This window comes from Acinetobacter sp. S-1, from assembly GCF_059579785.1.
In genome coordinates this window covers 1660959-1685169 of sequence record NZ_CM184207.1, presented here as the reverse complement: position 1 = coordinate 1685169, position 24211 = coordinate 1660959, and the positions used below count along the sequence as shown (strand labels likewise).

Below are 24211 nucleotides of genomic sequence, written 5' to 3'. Positions count from 1 at the left end.
TACAAAACCATTTCATGCTTGGTAATTTTAATTTTTTTAATTTTAGCGACAATCAGATAGCACTTACTGGACTGTCATAACCACATAAATATCAGCAAATAAATACCAGATTAATTTTTGGAGAGCTAGGATGCTTCATCAATCAAAAGAAACAAAATTACGCACGTACCTTGGCTTGAGCACATTCATTTTAAGTGTAGCCCTTACTGGTTGCGGAGGTGGAGGTAGTAGTGGAGGCAGTTCACCCACTACACCAACGCCAGTTGACCCTACACCTGAAGCAACAACTGATGTTACTTTAAAAACCCCTGTAGAAATGCGTAATATCCAGCTTAAAGTATATGACAATACCAACAACGCTGTTCTAGTGGATACTTCAATTGCGAGTTTAAATAGCTTTAATGTCAAAATTCCTACTGCAAAATTGAATCGTTTATATCGCGTAGAAATTACAACTCAAAGCTCATCTCAAGTGTTTGACCCCATTACTCCACAATACCAAAATTTGTCAGGTATTTATCATGCATTTATTACACCAAACAATGTAAGTGGCAGAATCCAATTCATTAGCCCAAGCAGTGAAGCAGTTTATCAACGAGCTGTCATACGTTCAGGACAACTCCCTCAAGAAACGTTTGACCCAACCCGTATTGAGCAATTACATGTAGATTTAGCTTCTCAAGATGTCTACAAATCGTTAATGAATGCGTTTAAAGATGCTGACATTCCAAGTTTAAGTCCAGCTAATTCCCTTCTGAATTTAACTTTGTTGCGATACTCAACTACTAAACCTAGTACATATGTAGATAGTTATCTTAGCTTTGGTTACTTACAATATTGGTCAACGATTCATGGCGGAGCAAACACCTACCAAGAACTTGTTAAAAGTTTAGCAACTGATTTAAAAGATGGCTTTTTGGATGGGAAAAAACTTCATGGGGATCAAACATCCTTCACTCCTATTTTCACACCTGCTCCAGATAATATTGATCCACTAAAAAATACGCTGTTAGATATTGCAGCTAATCAAAAAGTAACGCGCGATTACTTTGGAACCAACCTAAAAGCATCTACTTTGCAATTGGCTCAGGCTAATTCACAACAGTCTTTAGATCAGACGGGTTATGAACTTCTACAAAAAAAACAATATACAGGAATTGTTCCTACTGTAAATTCAACAACATTCATTCGCATTGACGGTGCTGGAGATTACCGTAGAGCTGTTGGGTTTACCACCACAGCGACGTGTAATGGATCAACCTACCCATGCAAACAAGGCTTAACCAGCATCAATCTATCAGATCCAAACCTACCAGCTACAGACTATTTAGTGGGTCACTATGAAGACACCTCAACTGGATGTCAGCTTAATTTTCGTGCGAACGGTCAAATCGACTTGAGTAAAGGCTCACAAATTTATCGTGCTGCTTTAAGTGCTGATAGTACCGATAATTTATTGCAAACAGATGCTGCCAGCTCAAGTTATTTACTCAATTCAAGTTCAGCCGAACCAAATAACTCGACGCAACAATACAACTTTATCCAATTATCTATTAAAGCAAATAAGATTATTAGTGCTAAAGCAGGTTTAGATAGCCGGAAAGCACCCGATAGCTTACAAACACCACAACTAGAATGTAGTTTTAGTTAGTTTGAGACATACCACCATGCAGGCAATGGATTTGATTTAAGTTGTCTGCGGTGTTTTTGAAAATATGGATCGTATTTTTCAACTTCTGCCCAAAATGCAGGACTATGGTCAAAATGTTTAGTATGCGCCAACTCATGAATAGCCACATAGCGAGCAATTTCATGTGACATAAGCACCAGACCTGCATGTAGCATAATATTATGCTGACTACTACAACTTCCCCACCGAGTTTTCGGGCGGCGAATTGTGCATTCCCTATAAGTCAATTGAGTGTGCTCACTTAATTCTTTCAAAAGCTCTGGTAATTCTTGTTTCGCATAAGCAATAACTGCGTTTTGCAATGCAAAATATGGCTGTGTGTCTTTAATAAATAAAGAATTGTTTTCCCAGTCGAATTGAAAAACACGATGCTGCTTTTGAACAACGACTTGAAATGGCTGTTCTTTATTAAAGAAATAAATTTCTGAAGGAATATCAATAGATGCCGATTGGACGTTTTGTTGCTTATTCCATGTCTCGGTTAACCATTGTTCAGATTGTGCTAAAAAATGCTGAATTTGTTTTTTACTACAAAATAAAGGAACCGTAAGACGGATTGAAGCAGGCTCAACACGTAAGCGCAATTTTCGTGCTCTTACGTGTCGAACGATTTTAATCTCTGGCATTTTTGCAGACATTACTGTGCTGTACGCTCTTCAATACCATTATTTGTCGCAACAATTGCGATCGTTGCTGGATTTAACGCAAAAATACCGTTAGTCACAACACCTGGGATATTATTGATAGTCTTTTCCAAATCAATTGCGTTTAAGATGTTCAAATTAAATACATCTAAAATAACATTACCGTTATCTGTAACTACACCCTCACGATAAACCGGATCACCACCTAAACTTACCAATTTACGAGCTACAGCCGAACGCGCCATTGGAATAACTTCTACTGGAAGTGGAAAATCACGTCCAAGTTGATCAACCCATTTTGAATCATCAACAATACACACAAATTTCTTAGCGATTGATGCAACAATTTTTTCACGAGTTAATGCTGCGCCGCCACCTTTAATCATATGCATATGGCGATCAATCTCATCTGCACCATCAACATAGGCATCTAAGCTACCTACATGGTTCATATCAACCACTTCAATACCAAGTTTTTTAAGACGATCAGCAGTTGCTTGAGAACTTGCCACAGCTGCTTCTAATTGTAATTCAGGTAATAAATCAATTAGAAAATTTACGGTACTTCCAGTCCCAACACCCAAAATGCCACCTTTGGGTAAGTGTTTTAAAGCAGCTTTCGCAGCAGCTTGTTTCTTTTCATCTTGGGTTGCATATAGGCTCATTACATCACTCAACTATTTTTTGACATTTATGCGCCAATAAACGGCGCAAATGCACAAGGGTTTGCTACAATAATTTCCTATTTTAAACTGTTATAGGGAAGATGAACATGCTGTCTCGTGTGGTACGACAAATTTTACAAGCAACGGTTTATGATGTTGCAATTGAAACACCTCTCGAAGCAGCTCCACGAATTAGTCAAAAATTAAACAATACAATTCGTTTTAAGCGTGAAGATTTACAACCCGTTTTTTCTTTTAAATTACGCGGTGCCTATAACCGTATTAGTCAATTACCTAAAGAACAACTTGAACGCGGAGTAATTTGCGCCTCTGCTGGTAACCATGCTCAAGGCGTAGCTTTGTCAGGACAAAGATTAGGAATTCCCGCTATTATTGTTATGCCGAGCACAACACCTGACATTAAAGTTCAGGCTGTTAAACGCTTAGGTGGTCAAGTCGTATTACATGGCGATAGCTTTGATATCGCAAATAAATATGCTCAACAACGTGCAGAAGTTGAAGGTCTTGTATTTATTCCACCTTATGACGATGAACTTGTCATTGCAGGTCAAGGCACAATTGCCAATGAAATTTTACGTCAATGGCGTGATGTAGAGTACGTGTTTGTTGCCGTAGGTGGTGGTGGTCTTATTTCAGGCGTAGCAGCTTACCTTGGAGAAGTTGCACCGCATGTAAAAGTTATTGGCGTTGAATATGAAGAGTCTGCTTGTTTAAAGGCAGCTTTAGAAGCAAATGAACGTGTAATTTTGCCACATGTAGGCCTATTTGCAGATGGTACAGCTGTTGCCCAAATTGGTGCTTTACCATTTGATATTATTCGTTTGCGCAAATCTGATAACTCAGGACCGATTGTTGATCCTGATATTGTGACTGTGAATACAGATGAAATCTGTGCAGCAATTAAAGACACATTTGATGAAAACCGCAGCATTGTTGAACCTTCTGGAGCAATGGCATTAGCGGGTATCAAAAAATATATTCACGAACATAAAATCAGTAATAAAAATATGGTATCGATTGTGTGCGGCGCCAATATGAATTTTGACCGCCTCCGTTATATTGCTGAGCGTACCGAGTTAGGTGAGCAACGCGAAGCGATTTATGCAGTTACCTTATCTGAAGAAAAAGGCGCATTCTTAGGCTTCTGCCGTGCTTTACAAGGCCGCAATATTACTGAGTTTAACTACCGAGCAAACAATACAGAGGAAGCACAAGTATTCGTCGGTATTAGTTTAAAAGGTGGAGATGCAGAGCGCCATGAAATTTTGGAACAATTAAAACAGCAAGATTATATTGTAGATGACCTTTCTGACGATGAAGTTGCCAAATTACATATTCGTTATTTAATTGGTGGTCACGCAAATCTAGATGATGAAAGATTGTTCCGTGTTGAGTTCCCTGAACGTCCAGGCGCCCTCTTAACATTCTTAACTCGTTTAGGTCCAACTCACAACATTACCCTCTTCCATTACCGTAACCATGGTGCAGCAGAAGGTCGTGTTTTAGTTGGCTTACAAGCAACCGATGCTAAACAAAACCCTGATGGATTGATTGAGACACTCGAGCAGATTAATTATCCGTATGCAGAAATTACTGATAATGTTGGCTATAAACGTTTCTTGAAATAATCTTTAGTTTTGATGAGGAAGCCGACATAGACATAGTTGTCGGCTTTTTTTATACAATTCTTTTTATATTTCTAGCATCTTTACATTGCTTCTCTTTATCTTAAAGAAAATATCCTTAAAAATAATGATCTAACTCAGAAAAAAGGAACAACATGGCACAGTTTGCAGTCATTGGCTTAGGTAGTTTTGGAGCAACAGTTGCTCAAGAACTCACAAAATTGAATCATGATGTTATTGGCATCGATACGGTAAAAAAGAATGTCGAAAATCTTGCCGACGTTTTAACTCATGCCGTCATTGCTGATGCTACTGACGAACATGTGCTTGACGAATTGAATATCCAAAATTGTGATGCTGTTGTAGTCGCAATTGGTGAAGATATTGAAGCCAGTATTTTGTGTGTGTTGAACTTAAAAAATTTAGGAATTGATAAAATTTGGGTAAAAGCAAAAACCAAAGCTCATCACACCATTTTGTCACACCTTAATATCAATAAGATTATTCATCCTGAAGAAGATATGGGCGTAAGAGTTGCTCAAGCTCTGAACTACCCTATGGTAAGCCGCTATATGTCTTTAGAAGATGATCATTACATTATCAAAATTGAAATCCCAGATAGGCTTAATGGCATCAATTTATATGGCATTATGCAGCAAGCGCCTCAAGTCAAAACATTGCTCGTGAAAAGACAGCAGCAAATTTTGTTTGACACTGAAGAAAATTTCACTTTGCAAACACATGATATTCTTATTTTAGAAGGTCATTTATCACAGTTAAAGAAACTTTCTAATTGCTTCTTATAAGAAAACGAACTCTAGAATATGTCCATATATCCCAAGCCTCATAAAACGTTAAATTTAAGCCCTCCTTCACTTTTAGCGCTAGGGTTTTTAGGCTTTATTACTTTTGGCACTTTATTACTTAAATTGCCATTTGCGAATACAGGCAATGTCAGTTGGATGGATGCGCTTTTTACAGCCACCTCAGCAGTTACAATTACCGGTCTATCTGTTTTAAATATTCATGAATCTTTTACCCTCTTCGGGCAAACTATTATTTTATTACTGATCCAGTCTGGCGGTTTGGGTTTTATGACTTTTGCGATATTGGCCGCATTAAGTTTGTCACCAAAAGTTGGTCTTAAACAGCAAATGATGGCTCAAGATAGTCTCGGGCAAACAAGCCTATCAAAAGTTACTTTTGTTGCTAAAGGAGTTGTCACTTACACCCTTATTTTTGAGTTGATTGGTACAGTTATTCTTACCGCCGCTTTTGCACCAACATATGGGTTTGCACGCGGTTTATATTATGCAGCTTTTTACAGTATTTCCTCATTTAATAATGCTGGTTTTTCATTATTTTCAAATAGCTTAATGAATTTTCAAAGTAACTATATTATTTGTATAACCATTAGCATCCTTTATACCTTAGGTGGTCTTGGTTTTTTAGTACTCATGGATATTAAGCAAAACAAAAGATGGAAAAAACTAACGCCAAATAGCAAACTTATTCTTACCACTATTGCAATTATTAACCTAGTTGCGTTTATTTTAATATGGGTCTTAGAAGCTCAAAATCCCGCGACTTTAGGGATGTTAAACTCAGGTGAACAAGCATTAAACGCTTGGTTTCAGGCAACAGTTCCACGATCTTCAGGCTTTAATACCATTGATACAGGTGCAATGACCAACAGTAGCTCATTACTAATGATGTTACTGATGTTTATTGGTGGTGGTTCACTGAGTACAGCGGGTGGAATCAAAGTTGGAACCTTTGTCATTTTAGTACTTAGTGTAATTTCATTTTTACGCCGTACAGATGAAATTAGAATATTTAATCACTCTGTATCTCACGAAACGACCTATAAAGCATTAGCGGTAACTGCTATTACGAGCATCCTCATCTTCATGGGCTTCTTTATTCTTTTGCTTTTAGAGCCTAAAGCAGATTTTATGAATTTGCTTTTTGAGGTTGTTTCTGCCGCATGTACAGTGGGCCTCTCTCGTGGAATCACACCAGATTTACATAATGGTAGTTTATTCATTTTAAGCCTACTCATGTTTGCTGGACGACTTGGACCATTAACACTCGCCTACTTAATTGCCACTCCAAAAAAGAGTCGACTTAAACACCCTCAAGCCAACATTCAAATTGGATAATAAAAAAGCCGCTTTAAAAGCGGCTTTTTATAGTGTTTTAGTACCAATTCAAGAGCGATACACCCAAACCAGCATAAGTTGCTCGATGGTTATAATCAATCAAGCTTTCACCATAACCGTTAAACAACTGGAAATGTCCGCGTAACTTGCCACTGATTGGAAAAGCCCAATCAAATTGCACAGCACCATGAGAGTCATCACCACCTTTCAATGAATGACGCAGCATTAAAGAGAAATCATTCTGCTTCCACTTATAAAACGCTGTTAAATCACCACGGCCGATGTAATCTTCCATATCCGGGTTATTATCATCTTTACTATCTTCTTCAAGACGAATCCATGGACGAAGCATTAAAGCAAAATTACCACGCTCCAATCCAACATTAAAAATTACACGGTTCCAGCTACGAGACAATGGATCTGAACGACCATTTGACTGATGGTTTAAGGTAACTCCAAGCAAACGCCCATCTAAACCAAGCAATTCATAGTTCGTTCTAAACATTAAACTTGCTTCTGGCTCATAGTTCGTTTCACGGAATGGGCGAGATTCTTCAGCATTGAATGTCTGCCAACGTGAAGATTGTGTATACCCTACCCACAAATCACCATTATTTCCAAAAATATTTTCCCAAGCTTTGGTTTTCAAAGAAATCTGAAACTTACTTTCTGTTGATTTCAGATTCTGAGCATCCGTTACAGTGTTATTTGGATTTGGACTACTCGGGAATTCATTCTTATCACTAGTCCAAAATACAGGTAGTAAATAGACTGGCTGATAAGCACGAATATTCCAAACACCGAGTTTACTTTTTTCAGATAACTCCCAACGTTGATCTAGCAAAGAAGTAGTAGGCTCAAGTGTAGGCGCTTTACCAATCACTTTAATATTACTGACTGTATCTACAACCTTCTCTTTAAATGTTTCTGGTTGAACAGCAGGCTGATCGATTTTTTTAACAGGCTCAGGTACTACCGCAGCTTGCACAACAGGTAGAGCTGCTGGCTTAAATACAGAGTCGTAACAAGCCAGACGATCGGCATTCGAAGCAAGAGCAACACATGCATCAACTGTGGCAGGGTTTGCTGGAGCTAAGGTATCAGCATATGTTACAGACGCACATAAACAGCTAAGCACAATTCCCATGCTTAGCTGTAAAGATGTGCGTTCAAATTGTTTGAACGCCATGTTCAATCTCCAATTTTTATTTTAATTAACTTGTTGAATAGTAAAACCTAATTGCTGCAATTCATCACGCTTAGCAAATGGCGCAACTACAGCTTTTACAGGAGTTTGCTCTACTAAATATTGATGAGCAACACGTTTTAAATCATCCAATGTTACATGCAACAATCTTTCACGCAAAGTACGGCGGAAAGCTGGTGTTCTCGCATGCAACAATGCATAACATGCTGTAATCGCTTCACCTGCTGGAGAGCCTGGTTTATCCATACTTGCCACTAAACCAAGAATTGCTTCTTCAAGCTGATGAGGTTGTTGCTCTGTATTTAATAACCATTGCACGCTTGCTTCAAAGTCTTTAAACGTCTCTGCTAAACGTGGGTCACGGTAGCTAAAGAAACGGAATGAACAAGCGTTTCCATCATAACTAGCGCCGCCACCATAAGCACCACCTTTTTCACGGATAGCACTGTGCAAGAATCCGTTACGTAAATAAGCTGCCAATACCATTAATGGAGCCGCATCTGGATGTGATACTTCTACGGCTTGATATGCAGACGCACAGAATTGAACGTTTGCCTGAATTAACCATGCTTCATGATTATTATCATTAGCTTGTTCTACTTGAGTTAACTCAGTTGTAGCTGTATCAACATTCAACTTATCCCAAACATTCTGGATTTCTTCAACCAAACGTTCAGATTGATGTTCTTCACACACTAGTAAGAACTGTTTAGGTGCTTGCAACAACTTACTATGAATACGTTTTAATTCTGCAATCAGCTCATCGTAAGCGGCATCATCTTGGGTAATTTTAGTAACAAGCTCACCCAACCAATTCAATGCACCTAAACCCGTGTTTTGATAGTCACGTTGAGCCAGGGCACTCATGTTACGAGAAGCAATCTGCATCGCATAGCTGTGACCTGAACCAGATAAACGAGATTGCCAACGTGTTTTACGTTGTTGCAGTAACTCGATAATTCGTTCTTTCTCATCAAATCGGAGCTGTTCAAATGCTAATTTTAATAAATGAATTGCATCAAATTTCTGAGTCAACGATTTAGTCGTTAAAGTCAGCCAAGCACTAATTTTATCTTTATCATCAACTTTACTACGTAAAGAAGCGCCCATTCCTAAACCACCACTTACAGCGGTTTGCAAGTTTTGTAGTTCAAGATAGCCATATTCGCCTGCACCCACTTCACCCATCAAAATAGAAAGCAAATTGAAGTAAGGTGACTTCACAATATCTTCAGGGATCTGGATAAGTACTTGTTGATAGTAAATGCCGTTAGTACCCGCATGGTACAAGTTCAACGGCGTATCCATACGATTACAAATAATTTCGCGTAACTGACCTTGCACAATATGCAAGTCAGCAGGTACATCTTCCAAACCTACTTTTGGCAATAACTCAAGATTATCAGGAGTGTCCTGACGTTCCTCTAAAGCCTTAGTCTTAGCAATGATTTCAGCCTTATCAGCATCTGTTAGCTTTTCACCAATAGCCGCTAAACGAGCTTTTTCCGCTTCCTGCTCTTTTACAGACTTGGTCGGGTCTGGAACTAAAGTCATTTGTACGCGATGAGGGTTGTCGAGCAAATGTGTTTGAATCAGATTTGATAACCACATTGGGTCTTTCAACTCTTCTTTAACTTGTGCAATTGCGCTGTCAACATCCCAAATTTGGATTGGATCATTATGGTGAATCGCACCACTTAAGCCATTTAAAATTAGACTTAAACCATACGGTGTACCATCACCATTAATTTCACGTTGATGTAACTCGATTTGATGCAAAATTGCATCGACTAAATTACTATCAATTGGTTTTGCAGCAACATCACGCAGAATATTTAAAACACCATCCCTAAAGCTTTGCGCATGTTCAGGATTTGAACCTTGAACACCACAGTAGAAAGTCATTTCAAAATTACTATCGTCTACGCCCATTAATGGACCTGTAGATTGAGCATAACCACAAGTTTCTAAGTAATGACGAAGTGGCGAAGCCGAATTTTCTAATAAAATTCCTTCGACTAAACGCATTCCTAAACGCAATTTAATGTCATTTGCTTCTGGTAATAACCAAGATAGAACATGATAAGTTTTATCTTTTAAATCATCACTATCAACACCGTAGTTCTCTGTTACTTCAATTGGTGCAGCTAAACGTTTTTCAGGCTTAGAATATAAAGTTGTTCCCGCAGAAAACTTGTGTAGAGCTAGTTTTTCAAACTGCTCTTGTAGTTCATATGCTGTCTGATTACCAAAGGTCATGAATACAGCATTGCTTGGGTGGTAATGTACTTTATAAAAATCGACTAACTGCTCATACGTTAAATCAGGAATATCTTTCGGATCACCACCTGAGTTGTAATGATAGGTCGTTTCAGGAAATAAATGATGAGCCAACTGATGATAAAGCTGATCAGACGGCGCACTCATTGCACCTTTCATTTCATTAAAAACAACACCTTTATATACAGGTTGACCATTTTCAAGTTCAATACGAATACCTTCTTGAGCAAAATCAAGTGGATTCAAATTGGCAGCAAATGCCGCATCAAGATAAACAGAAAGTAAGTTTTGAAAATCTTTTTTATTTTGAGTAGCGAATGGATAAGCTGTCCAATCTGCTGCTGTAAATGCGTTCATAAAAGTATTTAAAGAACGACGAATCATTAAAAAGAATGGATCACGTACCGGAAACTTTTCAGATCCACACAAAGCCGTATGTTCTAAAATATGTGCCGTGCCTTTAGAGTCCATAGGCTGGGTTCTAAAAGCAACAAGAAATACATTTTCATCATAATCAGTTGCCAAGTGATAATGCACCGCACCTGTGACTTTATGCTTATATTCAGACACTAAAATATCTAATGCTTCTACATGGTGCTGACGTAGCAACTGAAACGCAGGGTGAACAGTTTGAGAAATGGTTTCAGTGACATCTACAGTCATGTGATCTCCTAACATATCGGATAAGTGAATAAGTCTCATTATAGCCTGAGTCAGCTTGAGATTGGCGAACAAAAGCCAAGTAAAATACTATGTTTTTGTTGAGTATTAGTTTTCATAGGCATAGCTTTGATATCAAGCACATAGCCATGAATATTTTATCCTACCAGAACAAAAGCTTTTAATTCTATGTATATGATAGATATTGAATAAAAAAGCTTATCAATTTTATCTCAATGATCTATCTTCGTATCTAAAGATATTCACACAATAATATTTTTCCACTAATTTTTGATTTAACTGAATTTTATTCAACAAACTACAGCAAATCCAAGCAATGGTGTAAACTTAGCAACCTGATTTTTTATTTTGTGACAACACATATGGCAACTGTAGATCTTTTTGCAATTGGTAATGCATTAATCGACCAAGAATTTAAAGTGTCTGATGATTTTCTTAGTCAGCAAGGCTTGCAAAAAGGCACAATGCAGTTGTCCGATGGCGACACTCAATCTGCTCTTTATGCAGAGTTAAAACAGCATCAAGATTACAAAGGTCAAGCAAGTGGTGGTTCTGCTGCGAATACTACTGTAGCCTTTAGTGCATTAGGTGGAACTGCTTTTTATGGTTGCCGCGTTGGTAACGATGATTTGGGTTCAATTTATCTGCAAGGTTTAAATGAAGCTGGCATCCAAACCACTCCAAAATCAATCAGTGAAGGCGTGACAGGTACCTGCATGGTCCTCATTAGTCCTGACTCTGAACGTACAATGCATACTTATTTGGGCATCACTGCTGAACTTTCTCAAGATCAAATCGACTTTGAACCATTAAAAACAGCAAAATGGCTTTATATTGAAGGTTATCTTTCTACAAGTGAAACAGCGCGCAAAGCTGTAAAACAAGCCAGAGAAATTGCAAAAGAAAATGGCGTTAAGATTGCTTTATCTCTTTCGGATCCTGCCATGGTGCAATACGCTCGCGAAGGCTTAGAAGAGCTCATGGATGATGGCGTAGATTTACTATTTTGTAATGAACAAGAAGCCTTAATGTATACAAATACAACAACTGTTGAAGATGCTCTTGCTCAATTACGTTTTAAAAATCATACAGTAGTCATTACACAAAGTGCTAAAGGTGCTTTAGTTTCTAACTCTACTCAACATTTCCATGTGGCAGGCCGTCATGTAGAAGCCGTTGATACCAATGGTGCGGGTGATGCATTTGCAGGCGCATTCCTATACGCCCTAAACCATCATCAAGATTTGAATGCTGCTGCACAGTTAGCTGTCTTAATTTCTAGTGAAGTTGTTTCTCAATTTGGCCCACGTTTAGCGATTAATGATTATGCTAAACTTCTTGAAAATTTTCAGAAGGAATGTGCTTGAAATGGAAAGGATCTGTATGACGGAAGAAGTTCCTGAGCGTGAAGCTAGAGCTTTTGACACTTTACAAGGAACTACTATTTTCATTACACAACGTGATGGCGCATTCTATGCTTATCAAAACTTATGCCCTCACTTGCAAACAGAGCTTGAATATTTAGAAAATCAATTTCTTGATCAAGACCAAGAATATATTCAATGTTCTACCCATGGTGCTTTATTCACTGTGGAAACAGGCGAATGTATCTCAGGACCATGTTTAGGTGATTTTTTAAATAAAGTTGAGATTAAAGTACATTCAGATGGCGGTATCTATATCGTAGACTGAAGCGATCAACATTAGAGTTTCTGCCATGGCTGATTTCTTTTTCAATTATTATCTTATGCCATTTCACTTAAGTGTAGTGGCTTTGATATTACTCAGCGTGGTAGAAACCATTGGTATGTATATTGGACTTCGTCCAAGTCAATTACTCAAAAAAATTGCGCCTGTTTGGCTTTCTAACTCGCCACTACTTAACGTTAAATTTTCTAAAGCTTTAATTTTCGTTTTTTTACTTATCAATTTTAGTTTTGCAGGCTATTTTTTACAGCTCTCTTTCTTTGCAATCCAGCATTATTTTATTTCACCATTTTATTTAATCGTCCCAGCTCTTGTCATCGCAATCTTTTTTACTGTGTTCATGATTCACTGCCTTGACCAAGTAATTAAACCAAAGCTTACTCATACAAACTATAATCTTTTAGGACGATTAGCAACCATTTCTAGTGGTAATGCCAGACCTGGGTTTTCTGCCCAAGCGCGTGTGCGTGATGAATTCGGCCAGCTACATTACGTTCAAGTCGAACCAGAATACGGCGAACTCGAATTATATTCTCAAGTTATCCTTGTCAGAGTGCATAAAAGCCATTATGTAGCCAAGAAAATTTCTGTATCAAACGATCTTTTCGCTCCCGATTAAATTCTTACTATTATTCTATTCACTTACTGCTTTTAGCAGGCTTTATTACGCCTATATTTTATTATTTTCTTTTTAATTAATTATTTATTATTCCAACTATTTTAGTTTGAAATATAATTTATAAATATAATATACAACCATTTTGGTCGACATTAAATTAAAACAAACCATTTTAATCAACTTAATATTTTTATTTACAAGTGTTTTAGTAGGATTTAATAATTAATTCAAACTATTTTAGTATGGTATTTATTTTAAAATATTAAGTATTTGTTTTATATAAATTAATTATTTAAATATTCATTTAAAGCATATTTAATGTTTATTTTTATTATATTTTGATTAATAATAAAAATAATATCAAATTAGGTTTAATTTATGAGCCTTAATTTTAAAAATCTTAATGGTCGTTTAGTTAAAGAAATCACTATTATTCTAATAATAAAAATAGTGCTCCTCTTAACGATCAAACATATTTGGTTTGATGCTCCCACCATCCCCAAAAATTTTGACAATCAGGTCGCCGAGCATATTGCTGGCGATAACATTTCCCACATTAAGGAGACACGTTGATGATTTCTGAAAGCGTGGTTGATCTTTCGCGGTTTCAATTTGCGATGACCGCAATGTATCACTTTCTTTTCGTCCCTTTAACTCTAGGTTTGGCATTTATCCTTGCCATCATGGAAACCACTTATGTCATTTCTGGTAAAGAAATTTACAAAGATATGACTAAATTTTGGGGAAAATTATTTGGTATTAACTTTGCTTTAGGGGTAACAACTGGCTTAACAATGGAGTTCCAATTTGGAACAAACTGGGCTTATTACTCACACTATGTAGGTGATATTTTTGGTGCTCCATTAGCAATTGAAGGCCTTATGGCATTCTTTCTTGAGTCTACATTTATTGGTTTATTCTTCTTCGGATGGGACCGTTTAAGTAAGGTTCAGCATCTAGGCGTAACATGGTTAGTCGCTCTCGGGTCCAACATGTCAGCACTTTGGATTTTAGTGGCGAATGGTTGGATGCAAAACCCTGTAGGTGCTGCATTTAACTTCGAAACGATGCGTATGGAATTAGTTGATTTCGGCGCGCTTATCTTTAACCCTGTAGCTCAGGTAAAATTCGTACATACCGTTTCTGCGGGTTATGTAACTGGTGCAATTTTTGTACTTGCCATTTCAAGCTATTACTTACTTAAAAAACGTGACCTTCCTTTCGCCCGTCGCTCATTTGCAATTGCTGCCATTTTCGGTCTTGCCTCTACACTTTCAGTGATTTTGTTAGGTGATGAATCTGGCTATGAACTCGGTGATGTTCAAAAAACTAAACTCGCTGCGATCGAAGCCGAATGGGATACTCATCCTGCTCCTGCTCCGTTTACTTTGTTTGGTGTACCAAACCATGAAGAGATGCGGACAGATTACGCAGTTAAAATTCCATATGCATTAGGTTTAATTGCAACTCGTTCAACAACCAAAGAAGTTACTGGTCTTAAAGATCTAATGCAACAGCATGAAGTTCGTATTCGCAACGGTATGCTTGCCTACGCTGAACTTGAAAAATTACGTGCAGGTGATCGCTCACCAGAGTTATTAGCCTCTTTTGAAAAAAATCAAAAAGATTTAGGTTATGGCCTACTTCTTAAGAAATATGCACCCAATGTAGTTGATGCAAGCGAGCAAAATATTAAAGCTGCTGTAAAAGATACTGTTCCAAATGTTACAGCGCTATTTTTCTCTTTCCGCGCAATGGTTGCCTCAGGTTTCTTAATGCTATTACTCTTCATTTTAGCAACTTGGGCTGTAGCAAAAAGAAATGCTGAAAATAAACCTTGGCTCCTGAAATATGCATTGTTTGCTCTTCCGCTTCCTTGGATTGCTGCACAAACTGGTTGGTATGTAGCTGAAGGCGGTCGTCAACCATGGTCAATTGGTGAAATTCTACCAACCCACCTCTCTACTTCTAGTTTAAGTACTGGTGACGTATGGGGTTCGATTATTGCGCTAGCAGCGTTCTACACTGCTCTTTTGATTATTGAAATGTATTTAATGATCAAATTTGCTCGCTTAGGACCAAGCTCTCTACACACTGGCAAATATCATTTTGAAAAGCAAGAACCGAAAGCAGCTGTTAATAGGAAGGCCTTATCATGATTGAATATGAATTATTAAAAATCATTTGGTGGGTGTTAGTTGGTGTACTACTCATAGGCTTCGCACTTACCGATGGCTTTGATATGGGGTCTATGGCTCTCATGCCTTTCGTTGGAAAAACCGATAGCGAACGCCGTGCTGCAATCAATACAATTGCCCCACACTGGGATGGTAATCAGGTCTGGTTTATTACGGCAGGTGGTGCACTATTTGCTGCATGGCCAATGGTTTACTCAGTCGCTTTCTCAGGCATGTACTGGGCACTCTTGTTAGTTCTATTTGCACTTTTCCTAAGACCCGTAGGTTTCGATTATCGCTCTAAACTTGAAAATACCAAATGGCGTAACTCTTGGGACTGGGGTCTATGCATCGGTGGTGCTGTTCCAGCGCTTGTGTTTGGTGTGGCTTTCGGTAATTTGTTTTTAGGTATTCCTTTCAGTTTAGATAGCACATTACGCTCTGAATATACAGGCAGCTTTTTTGCCCTTCTTAACCCCTTTGCTCTAGTTTGCGGTGTGGTAAGTCTGTCTATGCTGTGTGCACATGGCGGTGCATGGCTCATGCTACGTACTGATGAAGCTTTAAAACAACGCTCTGCCAAAGCCACTCAAATTATGGCAATTATCTTTTTAATTTGTTTCTTTGTAATTGGAGCATGGCTGTATTTTGGGCAAGTGCCAGGTTATAGCTATGCTGTTGCTATAGATCCAAATGCTGCGCTTAACCCTTTAGCTAAAGAAGTGGTTACCAATAGCAATCCAGGTTGGATGAACAATTACAGCACCTATCCAATTACTAAAGTTGCCCCTGTTCTTGCCATATTAGGCGCAATCATTGCAATTTTTGCATCTTCAAAAGCAAAAGCAGGTCTAAGTTTTACTGGTACAAGTTTAATGATTGTAGGAGCAATTTTAACTGCTGGTTTTGCCCTATTCCCATTCCTACTTCCATCTAGTATCAATCCTAACTCTAGCTTGACGATGTGGGATGCTGTATCAAGTCACCTTACTTTAGGCGTTATGACAGTTGCTGCCTGCATTTTTGTTCCTCTTATTTTGATCTATACCAGTTGGTCTTATTACAAAATGTGGGGAGTCATCACTAACAAACATATCGAGTCAAACTCGCATAGCTTGTATTAAGGAGAAGACTATGTGGTATTTCGCATGGATCCTAGGCATTTTGATGGCATGTTTTGCGGGTGTACTCAGCGCGCTTTATATCGAACATCATCAAGATTTAGATGAGGAATAAATGATGGCAAAAGCAATGACAGCATCAAATCATCGAAAAGCTCAAGCATTTGCAATGGCCCTTTCTTTTCTGTTGGCATTGCCCCTTGCTGCAATTTTGTTGGTTTACCCTTCACTCATGCTAGATGCTAATGGGCACTACAATCATAGCCAGCTTATGCTGGTCATGATTGGTATTTCTGGTGGCTTTATTTACGGAGTGGGTTTCGTACCCAACTTCTGGTTATGGAAATGGCTATTTAGCCCGTGGGTGGCTTGGCCTCTCATACTTTTAGGCTATTACATTTGGTTCCTAACCTAAATCAAAAAGACCTCATCTGAGGTCTTTTTTCATTTCGATTAAATTAATAGGTACTAATATTAAATTAATTTGATTGTTCAGCTAACCATGCCATAAATTTTTGACGCTCAGCTTTAGAAGCTTTTTGCCAAGTTTCTACTAAACGTTGATCATTCGTTTGGGCTACACCCGTTACTGGCATAGATGTTGGAGCTGGTACAGCCACCTGAACAGAAGTAGGTTTAGCAGAGGCATACACTGCCTCAGGCTGCGATTTAGATGATTTAGTCGTAAAGTCAGTGACTTTTCCTAATAAACCCGTTGCAAACCATGGTTTTGCCTCATTGTTTGCACCAGTTTGTTGTACGATTAATTCATTATTTGCGCTGTACAAAGCCACAGTTGGTTGCTCAGCATATTTCTTTGCTTGTTCAAATTGCTTTGGTGCATCTACCATTCTGAGCTTATAAGTTTGCCCATCTTTGAGTACTGGAGTTTGAATTGTGACTATTCCAGATTTAACAATGTCATGCTCCCCGCTTAAATGTTCAAAGTATTCTTGATAGCGCACACTTAAGCTTGTTTCACCAGCATCGACTTTATAATTATTTTTAGATGAACGAAATAACCCAGAGTTGACTTCCTGACCATTCACTGCAAGGATTACAATTTCCTCTGGTGCTGTAATTGTAACTGCTGAAAATACCGAACCGCTGAGTAATAAGCCAATTGCAGCAACACCTAATCTTAAAGTCATCTGTCTCTTTCTCTGTGTTTGATAAGCTATTAAATCATGAGCAATATGCAATATGATTGTGACTATTTTATGACAAAGCAGTTATCGACTAATTTCTTGATTTATTATTTTGAAATATGCATTTGAATTTCATAAATTTTTGTTTTATGTATTCCTCCTATTCATTCTAAAAACATAAAAAAAGCACCTAAAATAGGTGCTTTTTTTAATTTCAATTAAATTAATTGAAAGTTTTGAAACGATCAGCATCATTAATAAATGCTTTTTCACCTGCTGGTGCTTCAACCGAACCAAATACTAATTGAGCACGTAATTTCCAAGTTGCAGGAACATCAAATGCTTCAGCTGCGTCTGCATCGACAATTGGGTTATAGTGCTGTAAAGATGCACCTAAACCAAGCTCTGAAAGCGCAGTCCAAGTTGCAAATTGAGCAATTGCACTTGAGTGTTCAGACCATACAGGGAAATTGTCTGCATATAGTTCGAATTGCTCTTGTAAGCTTTTAACAACAGCTTGGTCTTCATAAAATAAAACCGTACCAACACCAGCTACAAAGCTATCAATTTTTGCATTTGTACCAGCAAAAGCTTCTGCAGGAACAATTTTACGCAAAGCTTCACGAACTAAATTCCAGAATTTAGCATGAGATTCACCGTATAGTGTCACTACACGTGAAGATTGTGAGTTAAAAGCTGAAGGACTATGTTTAACTGCTTCACGGATAGTTTCTTCAATTTTAGTGCGATCTAATGCAACGTTTTTACCAATTGCATAAATTGTACGACGGTTTTTAATTTTATCTAAGAAAGTAGACATTTTGTTATTTCCTACCTATTGATTTGACCAAGGGTCGTTGTTTGGGAATGAGTACAGTGTATTAAAGTCATTTTTCATAATCAGCATTAAAAATATGACAGTTCGTTTTATTTTCGCAACAATAATAAAAGATATACATATAAAAAAGCTTCACGATTTAGTGAAGCTTTTTAGGGTTACCAATCAATTTACTTATCAGTTTCAAACAGCGCAGCAACAAAAGATTTAGCCGAGAATGGTCTTAAATCATCAATTTTTTCACCTACACCAATAAAACGAATTGGCACATGGGTGCGGCTTGCAATATTAAAGAGTACACCACCTTTAGCTGTTCCATCCAACTTGGTAATGGTAATACCCGTTAAACCTACAGCTTGATCAAACTCTTGTACTTGGTTAATCGCGTTTTGACCTGTTCCTGCATCTACCACCAACATAATTTCATGAGGTGCAGTTGCATCAATTTTCTGCATAACACGTTTAACTTTTTTGAGTTCTTCCATCAAGTTACTCTTATTATGTAAACGACCTGCCGTATCCGCAATTAATACGTCAATTCCTTTAGCACGAGCACTTTCAAAGGCATCAAAAATAACAGAAGCACTATCAGCTCCATGACCTTGCGCTACTACAGAGATATCATTACGTTCACCCCAGATCTGTAATTGCTCAGTTGCTGCGGCGCGGAATGTATCACCAGCAGCCAACATCACTTTTTTACCTTCACCTTGTAAACGTTTCGCCAACTTACCAATAGTTGTAGTTTTACCCACTCCATTTACCCCAACCATCAAAATCACATAAGGTGATTTATTAGGGTCAATATGCAATGGCTTAACACGTGGAGCCAACAAAGCAACTAACTCTTCTTGTAACGCTTTATATAAAGAGTGGGAATAGATCAAATCACCACGAGCTGTACGCTCTGTTAAATTGGTAATGATGGTTTTAGTTGCTTCAACACCAATGTCTGCAACCAATAATTGCTCTTCGACTTCTTCAAGTAACTCATCGTCAATTTCCTTTCCACCAATCAAGATATTGACCATACCATCAGCGAAATTACGACGAGTTTTGGTTAAGCCTTCTTTCATCCGGCCAAAAAAACCAGTTTTTGGTTGTTCAACCGGTGTTTCTGTAGAAGCCACTTCGTCTTTGGCTACTTCAATATTTTCTTGTGATTTAGCAGGAGATTCAACGATGGGAACATCGATAGCAGGTAAATTAGGTAATGTGACATCGTCATCACCGATCTCAGCATCTATCAAGAATTTATTTTGCATATTCGATTGTTGCTCCATGCGGATTCCTTGAAAAGCAGCGCGTTTAAAAAGATAAAGTTTAGCATAAATTCAAAATTTTGCCTGCCACAATAGTGCTCAAAAAGCTTTGGAAACCAAGATTTAGCCTGATTACCCTATTTACTGAGTATCTTCCTGAGCAAGTGCTGGATATTGTCTAATATGAGCACCTTCAAATTGATATGCATGCATTAACTTTAAATACTCTGCTCTATGAATTTCTGATTGAGCTATTAACAGCTCAGCCATATCCTGAGTTTTAGGATAAGTGGCCTGATGAGAGAGTTGTATAATTCGTTGATATTGTTCCGGAGTAATAGGCCGAAGTAATGCTAAATATGACAGCACAAAAATACAGCCAATGACAATAACCACAAATAGGTTAAAACATTGATCAACTTTTAACTCAGACTTTAATTTAAGAAAATTTTGTTTGAATATGAGCATGACCTACCTCGAATTAGTGTAGTGTAGGGTTCAATACTCATAAGCACAAGATCAAACATCCAGTAAGGCCAAGAATCGTACCTTACTGGATCATAATACTTAGCTTATTAGTGAACGAATGACGGAAAAGTATAAAATTGCTGCAATAATCACCAAGACTAAAAACATCGCAAAAATACTTAACCCTTCTTCAGCATCGGCTGGATGCAATTCGTCTTCGTCGGCAATTTTTCTCAGTTCACCATCATAAACTTGATAAAACCAGTTTTTTTGTGCAGGTTCCAAATGCCGTGCAAAGTCAAATACTCTTTTGCGCTGAGCAAGACAATAATCCCCTAAATGGATCTCTTGATGAAAGATCGCTTCATCTAATAGTTTACGATGATAATGGGCTAGTTCTATGATTTGTTCCTCTCTAGGTGGAGTATCAAAAACAAAGCCATCGATAGTATTTGTCATATTTTATTCTCCTTGTCTTTTATTCTCATATTGATTTTACTCAAAATTATTTGTGAATAATGTTTAATCATGTATCCTAATAGTGAATTAACTGGTATGCACCAATAGTTGACAAATCCATTAATTTGTAATATTAGTTTAATAATTCTAAGTTAAATTAATTTAAAGGCAGCGGCCTTTAGAAAAAGTAATCATAATTACAATAAGGAGTTTTCTATGATTCAACGTATTTCTCATCATGATTTAGAACATGTGTATGCAACTGCAGTAAACACAATTCACTCTCAAATGAATTTTCAGGATGCAGTTGCACAGTTAGAAGAAGTTGCTCGCGCTGGGCACGGTAAAGCTGCTCTGTTTTTAGCTGAATTGTATTATCAAGGTTTCCGTGTTGAACGTGACTCACTTAAAGCACAATATTGGCAAAAGTTAGCCACAATGCAAGCATAAAGAAACGTCACTTAGGTGGCGTTTTTTTACGTCTGGAAATAAGTAAAACTAGCAATTTATCTAAAGCTTTAGCCACTTTAAGTAAAGGATATGAATTTCACAGCTGGAATATTTGTTTACGATTTGATACCTGTTTAAACTGAAATGTCATCTGATTTTTTTATAATAAGCAAGACAAGTTAGAACCTTTAAATTCACAATGAAAAGTTTAAGTAATCTACAACCGGTTTCAAGAGACTTGATGATTAAGATTTATATTTTAAGAACCATGATGTATTGCGGGGTTCTTTGGGGATTATTTCATCAGGGATGGGCAATTAAATCAGATCAGGAAGACTTTATTTTTCCTTTTTGGCTTAATGGTTTGCAGGCACATCGCTACGCAAAAGAGCATTGGCCACATTACAAACCAAGAAGAATTACACCTAAAGATTTCCATGAGTCTTTACTACCAACTTTAACACGACTCAACGTTACTCCTGCTTTGTTTAATTCATCTCATAGAAAATTAAAGTTATCCACTCAGCAAATGCAACATTTCTTTTTCAAACATCCGAATTGGCAAGGAGCGTAAAATTTTCTTTAGGTTCTTAATCTCTATTAGAATGCTTTTTGAACGCTTGAATGTAAAACTTGTATTTGAATGACTATCCAGTCTTTGCATTTTTATAAAATCAAGCTAATTTAAAACAAAATGATAAAACACAGGACAGAAGAAATGACAATCGTTGCACAAGTAATCAAAAACAAAGCAGAACAAGATATTTTTACAATTTCTCCAGAAGCCACTGTCCTTGAAGCAATTAAGATTATGGCGGATAAAGGAATTGGTGCACTCGTCGTATCTGAGGGCGAAAAAGTTGTCGGAATTTTATCTGAACGTGACTACACACGAAAAGTAACGCTTATGGAACGTTCATCATATAGCACTACAGTTGCTGAAATTATGACATCTAAAGTACTTACAGTAAGCCTAAACAATACAGTTGAAGAGTGCTTGCAGCTTATGACAGATCGTCACTTACGCCACTTACCTGTATTAGACAATGAAAAACTAGTTGGTTTTATCTCTATTGGCGACTTAGTAAAAGCTGCGATGGAAGATCAGAAAAATCTCATTGAACAATTAAAACAGTACATCTCTGGTTAATTATTTCATATAAAAAAATGGGCATTTATATGCCCATTTTTTATTGATGTAAAAACTTAAAGATAGTTATTAATTAAAGCAACTAAACGCTCTAGCAAGTCATCAGCCTGTGCTTGAGTCATGTTAATTGGTGGCAATAAACGCACTACTGAACCAGCTGTAACATTAATAATAAGTTTATGTTGATCTCGAGCTATTGCAACGAGCTCAGCGCAGTCTCTAGGCAATTGAATACCAATCATCATACCAAAGCCACGTACTTGCACATCTTTATGTGCCAATTGCGCACGTAATTGATCAACAATATAACCACCAACAACTGCCGCGTTTTCTACAGCATTCTCTTTTTGGATTGTATCAATTACTGTATAAACCACACGAGAACCTAGCACTGTGCCACCATAAGTAGACCCATGGCTACCAGGCCCTAACAAGCCAACAGCTTTACCTTGGGTCATTACCGCGCCTACTGGAAAGCCATTACCAAGTCCTTTCGCAGTCGTCAAAACATCAGGCACAATGTTTGTATGCTGATAAGCAAAATACTTACCGGTACGGCCGTTACCTGTTTGAATTTCATCTAGCATCATTAGCCAGTTATGTTGATTACATATGGTGCGGACTTCTTCAAGATAGCTAAAGCCTTGAGGTGCTGTATTAATACCACCCTCACCTTGAATAGGTTCAATCAAAATCGCAACAATATCTGGGTGCTGCAAAGCAGCTTCTTGAATTGCTTCTACATCACCAAATGGCACACGAATAAAATCATTGGTTAAAGGAGCAAAACCATCTTGTACTTTTTTATTACCAGTAGCTGAAAGTGTTGCTAAAGTACGACCATGAAATGATTGCTCTGCCACAATAATCTTTGGTGAACTTATACCTTGTTGAGTACCAAATTTACGAGCAATTTTAATCGCTCCTTCATTTGACTCAGCACCACTGTTTGAAAAGAAGATCTCTTCCATTCCTGAAACTTCAGCAAGCTTCTGAGCAGCTGCCGTTTGCCAAGGAATCTCAAATAAGTTGCTAGTATGCACAAGTGTTGCAGCTTGTTCAGCAATTGCTTCTGCAATGACTGGATGCGCATGACCTAAACCACATACAGCAATACCGGTTAAAGCATCCAAATACTCTGTGCCATCTTCGGTATATAGATATGCCCCTCGGCCTCGTACAAAACTGATCGCTTGGCGACCATAAGTAGCCATTAAATGTGATGGTTGATCAGGTTGTATTGGAGCTAGGGTAATATCATTCATAACGAACTCTGTCTGTATGAGGTTTTAAGAAGGGTTTATATAAGCAAAAACTGGCCCTGATGAAAAGTCTCATCATTCATTTATCTAAAATTTCGTCCGCTTTTTGCTATCACTTCGGTTTATACAATAAAATATTGAATATTCAATGCAACTTTAAGTAATCAGGTGGTTTGCAAAGCGATGTAAACACCCCCTATAATGCTGCTAGATTAGTTGAGGATCTCTTTATGACTGAACAAGCACGTGATACTGAAGCGTTAATCCGCGATCAAATTGCGAAGCATCCCGTTTTACTTTACATGAAAGGCACTCCACAGTTTCCACAATGTGGTTTCTCTGCACGTGCTGTAGAGGCGCTCAGTCAAATTGGTCGTCCATTTGCATATGTAAATATTTTGGAAAACCCTGATATTCGTGCAACATTACCAAAAATTGCGAACTGGCCTACATTCCCGCAACTTTGGGTAAATGGCGAACTTATTGGCGGTAGCGATATCATGCTTGAAATGTTCCAAAATGGCGAATTAAAACCATTAGTTGAACAATACAGTGCAGCGCCAGAAGCGTAAATA

The 24211-nt window shown here is 37.7% G+C and carries 26 protein-coding genes; 16 read left to right on the top strand and 10 right to left on the bottom strand.

Annotation, left to right across the window (positions count from 1 at the left end; genetic code table 11):
• Nucleotides 1–130 precede the first annotated feature (130 nt).
• Nucleotides 131–1651 carry a hypothetical protein gene (locus tag AC52J8_RS08025; protein ID WP_032003781.1) on the top strand — a complete coding sequence of 507 codons (1521 nt, stop codon included), beginning with the start codon at nucleotides 131–133 and terminating at the stop codon, nucleotides 1649–1651.
• Here AC52J8_RS08025 and AC52J8_RS08020 read toward each other — a convergent pair.
• Nucleotides 1648–2328 carry a YgjP family zinc-dependent metalloprotease gene (locus AC52J8_RS08020; protein ID WP_086399461.1) on the bottom strand — a complete coding sequence of 227 codons (681 nt, stop codon included), beginning with the start codon at nucleotides 2326–2328 and terminating at the stop codon, nucleotides 1648–1650. The two genes, AC52J8_RS08025 and AC52J8_RS08020, sit on opposite strands and share 4 nt — an antisense overlap.
• Nucleotides 2328–2999 (bottom strand): ribose-5-phosphate isomerase RpiA, encoded by a 672-nt coding sequence (rpiA, locus tag AC52J8_RS08015; protein ID WP_000061060.1) that lies wholly within the window; start codon nucleotides 2997–2999, stop codon nucleotides 2328–2330. Before rpiA ends, AC52J8_RS08020 begins: the two co-directional genes overlap by 1 nt.
• A 101-nt stretch (nucleotides 3000–3100) precedes the next feature.
• Between rpiA and ilvA the strand changes: the two genes are divergently transcribed.
• From ilvA to AC52J8_RS08000, 3 genes are all read left to right on the top strand, one after another.
• Entirely contained in the window at nucleotides 3101–4648 is a 1548-nt protein-coding gene (gene ilvA / locus AC52J8_RS08010) for a threonine ammonia-lyase, biosynthetic (protein WP_014206951.1), read from the top strand.
• A 152-nt stretch (nucleotides 4649–4800) separates the two neighbouring features.
• On the top strand, nucleotides 4801–5451 hold the full coding sequence (locus AC52J8_RS08005) for a potassium channel family protein (protein WP_086399462.1): 651 nt from the start codon (nucleotides 4801–4803) through the stop codon (nucleotides 5449–5451).
• 18 nt (nucleotides 5452–5469) lie between these two features.
• Complete coding sequence (locus AC52J8_RS08000) at nucleotides 5470–6807, top strand: TrkH family potassium uptake protein (protein WP_069140599.1); 1338 nt, start codon at nucleotides 5470–5472, stop codon at nucleotides 6805–6807.
• Nucleotides 6808–6844: 37 nt separating this feature from the next.
• Here AC52J8_RS08000 and AC52J8_RS07995 read toward each other — a convergent pair whose 3' ends face one another.
• Nucleotides 6845–7996 (bottom strand): phospholipase A, encoded by a 1152-nt coding sequence (locus AC52J8_RS07995; RefSeq protein WP_002120916.1) that lies wholly within the window; start codon nucleotides 7994–7996, stop codon nucleotides 6845–6847.
• 21 nt (nucleotides 7997–8017) lie between these two features.
• Nucleotides 8018–10957 (bottom strand): insulinase family protein, encoded by a 2940-nt coding sequence (locus AC52J8_RS07990; RefSeq protein WP_057062684.1) that lies wholly within the window; start codon nucleotides 10955–10957, stop codon nucleotides 8018–8020.
• Between the two features lie 380 nt (nucleotides 10958–11337).
• Between AC52J8_RS07990 and AC52J8_RS07985 the strand changes: the two genes are divergently transcribed.
• The 8 genes from AC52J8_RS07985 to AC52J8_RS07950 all read left to right on the top strand — a co-directional run bounded on the left by AC52J8_RS07985 (nucleotide 11338) and on the right by AC52J8_RS07950 (nucleotide 17014).
• Nucleotides 11338–12342: an adenosine kinase gene (locus AC52J8_RS07985; RefSeq protein WP_086399464.1), complete on the top strand. Its 1005-nt coding sequence runs from the start codon at nucleotides 11338–11340 to the stop codon at nucleotides 12340–12342.
• Between the two features lie 16 nt (nucleotides 12343–12358).
• Nucleotides 12359–12667 (top strand): Rieske (2Fe-2S) protein, encoded by a 309-nt coding sequence (locus AC52J8_RS07980; RefSeq protein WP_002121079.1) that lies wholly within the window; start codon nucleotides 12359–12361, stop codon nucleotides 12665–12667.
• A 25-nt stretch (nucleotides 12668–12692) separates the two neighbouring features.
• Nucleotides 12693–13301, top strand: coding sequence for an OB-fold-containig protein (locus AC52J8_RS07975; protein ID WP_031948524.1), 609 nt, complete (start codon nucleotides 12693–12695; stop codon nucleotides 13299–13301).
• A gap of 378 nt (nucleotides 13302–13679) precedes the next feature.
• The gene (gene cydP / locus AC52J8_RS07970; RefSeq protein WP_005073962.1) at nucleotides 13680–13874 is read left to right on the top strand and encodes a cytochrome oxidase putative small subunit CydP; all 195 of its coding nucleotides are present in this window, start codon (nucleotides 13680–13682) and stop codon (nucleotides 13872–13874) included.
• Nucleotides 13874–15460, top strand: a complete 1587-nt coding sequence (locus AC52J8_RS07965; protein WP_086399465.1) for a cytochrome ubiquinol oxidase subunit I — start codon at nucleotides 13874–13876, stop codon at nucleotides 15458–15460. The genes cydP and AC52J8_RS07965 overlap by 1 nt, the downstream gene beginning before the upstream one ends.
• Nucleotides 15457–16602 carry a cytochrome d ubiquinol oxidase subunit II gene (gene cydB / locus AC52J8_RS07960; RefSeq protein WP_075383910.1) on the top strand — a complete coding sequence of 382 codons (1146 nt, stop codon included), beginning with the start codon at nucleotides 15457–15459 and terminating at the stop codon, nucleotides 16600–16602. Before AC52J8_RS07965 ends, cydB begins: the two co-directional genes overlap by 4 nt.
• Nucleotides 16603–16612: 10 nt before the next feature.
• Complete coding sequence (gene cydX / locus AC52J8_RS07955) at nucleotides 16613–16714, top strand: cytochrome bd-I oxidase subunit CydX (protein ID WP_002120988.1); 102 nt, start codon at nucleotides 16613–16615, stop codon at nucleotides 16712–16714.
• Nucleotides 16715–17014, top strand: a complete 300-nt coding sequence (locus AC52J8_RS07950; protein ID WP_086399466.1) for a cyd operon YbgE family protein — start codon at nucleotides 16715–16717, stop codon at nucleotides 17012–17014. It abuts the gene before it with no gap.
• Between the two features lie 64 nt (nucleotides 17015–17078).
• Here AC52J8_RS07950 and AC52J8_RS07945 read toward each other — a convergent pair whose 3' ends face one another.
• From AC52J8_RS07945 to AC52J8_RS07925, 5 genes are all read right to left on the bottom strand, one after another.
• Nucleotides 17079–17750 carry a YccT family protein gene (locus tag AC52J8_RS07945; protein WP_086399467.1) on the bottom strand — a complete coding sequence of 224 codons (672 nt, stop codon included), beginning with the start codon at nucleotides 17748–17750 and terminating at the stop codon, nucleotides 17079–17081.
• A gap of 220 nt (nucleotides 17751–17970) precedes the next feature.
• Nucleotides 17971–18567 (bottom strand): nitroreductase family protein, encoded by a 597-nt coding sequence (locus AC52J8_RS07940; protein WP_002121011.1) that lies wholly within the window; start codon nucleotides 18565–18567, stop codon nucleotides 17971–17973.
• A 188-nt stretch (nucleotides 18568–18755) separates the two neighbouring features.
• Nucleotides 18756–19868 (bottom strand): signal recognition particle-docking protein FtsY, encoded by a 1113-nt coding sequence (gene ftsY, locus AC52J8_RS07935; protein ID WP_002121114.1) that lies wholly within the window; start codon nucleotides 19866–19868, stop codon nucleotides 18756–18758.
• A 120-nt stretch (nucleotides 19869–19988) separates the two neighbouring features.
• Nucleotides 19989–20315: a hypothetical protein gene (locus AC52J8_RS07930; protein WP_086399468.1), complete on the bottom strand. Its 327-nt coding sequence runs from the start codon at nucleotides 20313–20315 to the stop codon at nucleotides 19989–19991.
• A 99-nt stretch (nucleotides 20316–20414) separates the two neighbouring features.
• A complete protein-coding gene (locus AC52J8_RS07925; RefSeq protein WP_002120892.1) occupies nucleotides 20415–20774 on the bottom strand; it encodes a hypothetical protein in 360 nt (119 codons plus the stop codon).
• Between the two features lie 216 nt (nucleotides 20775–20990).
• On the opposite strand from AC52J8_RS07925, the gene AC52J8_RS07920 reads away from it, so the two are divergent.
• The 3 genes from AC52J8_RS07920 to AC52J8_RS07910 all read left to right on the top strand — a co-directional run bounded on the left by AC52J8_RS07920 (nucleotide 20991) and on the right by AC52J8_RS07910 (nucleotide 22374).
• Entirely contained in the window at nucleotides 20991–21224 is a 234-nt protein-coding gene (locus AC52J8_RS07920) for an SEL1-like repeat protein (RefSeq protein ID WP_002121063.1), read from the top strand.
• A 199-nt stretch (nucleotides 21225–21423) separates the two neighbouring features.
• The gene (locus AC52J8_RS07915; RefSeq protein WP_005802084.1) at nucleotides 21424–21798 is read left to right on the top strand and encodes a DUF2750 domain-containing protein; all 375 of its coding nucleotides are present in this window, start codon (nucleotides 21424–21426) and stop codon (nucleotides 21796–21798) included.
• A gap of 144 nt (nucleotides 21799–21942) precedes the next feature.
• Nucleotides 21943–22374, top strand: a complete 432-nt coding sequence (locus tag AC52J8_RS07910) for a CBS domain-containing protein (protein ID WP_032036362.1) — start codon at nucleotides 21943–21945, stop codon at nucleotides 22372–22374.
• A gap of 56 nt (nucleotides 22375–22430) precedes the next feature.
• On the opposite strand, the gene AC52J8_RS07905 is transcribed toward AC52J8_RS07910, so the two are convergent.
• Nucleotides 22431–23639, bottom strand: coding sequence for an aspartate aminotransferase family protein (locus AC52J8_RS07905; RefSeq protein WP_032036363.1), 1209 nt, complete (start codon nucleotides 23637–23639; stop codon nucleotides 22431–22433).
• 227 nt (nucleotides 23640–23866) lie between these two features.
• On the opposite strand from AC52J8_RS07905, the gene grxD reads away from it, so the two are divergent.
• On the top strand, nucleotides 23867–24208 hold the full coding sequence (grxD, locus tag AC52J8_RS07900; protein ID WP_002120913.1) for a Grx4 family monothiol glutaredoxin: 342 nt from the start codon (nucleotides 23867–23869) through the stop codon (nucleotides 24206–24208).
• Nucleotides 24209–24211: the final 3 nt, after the last annotated feature.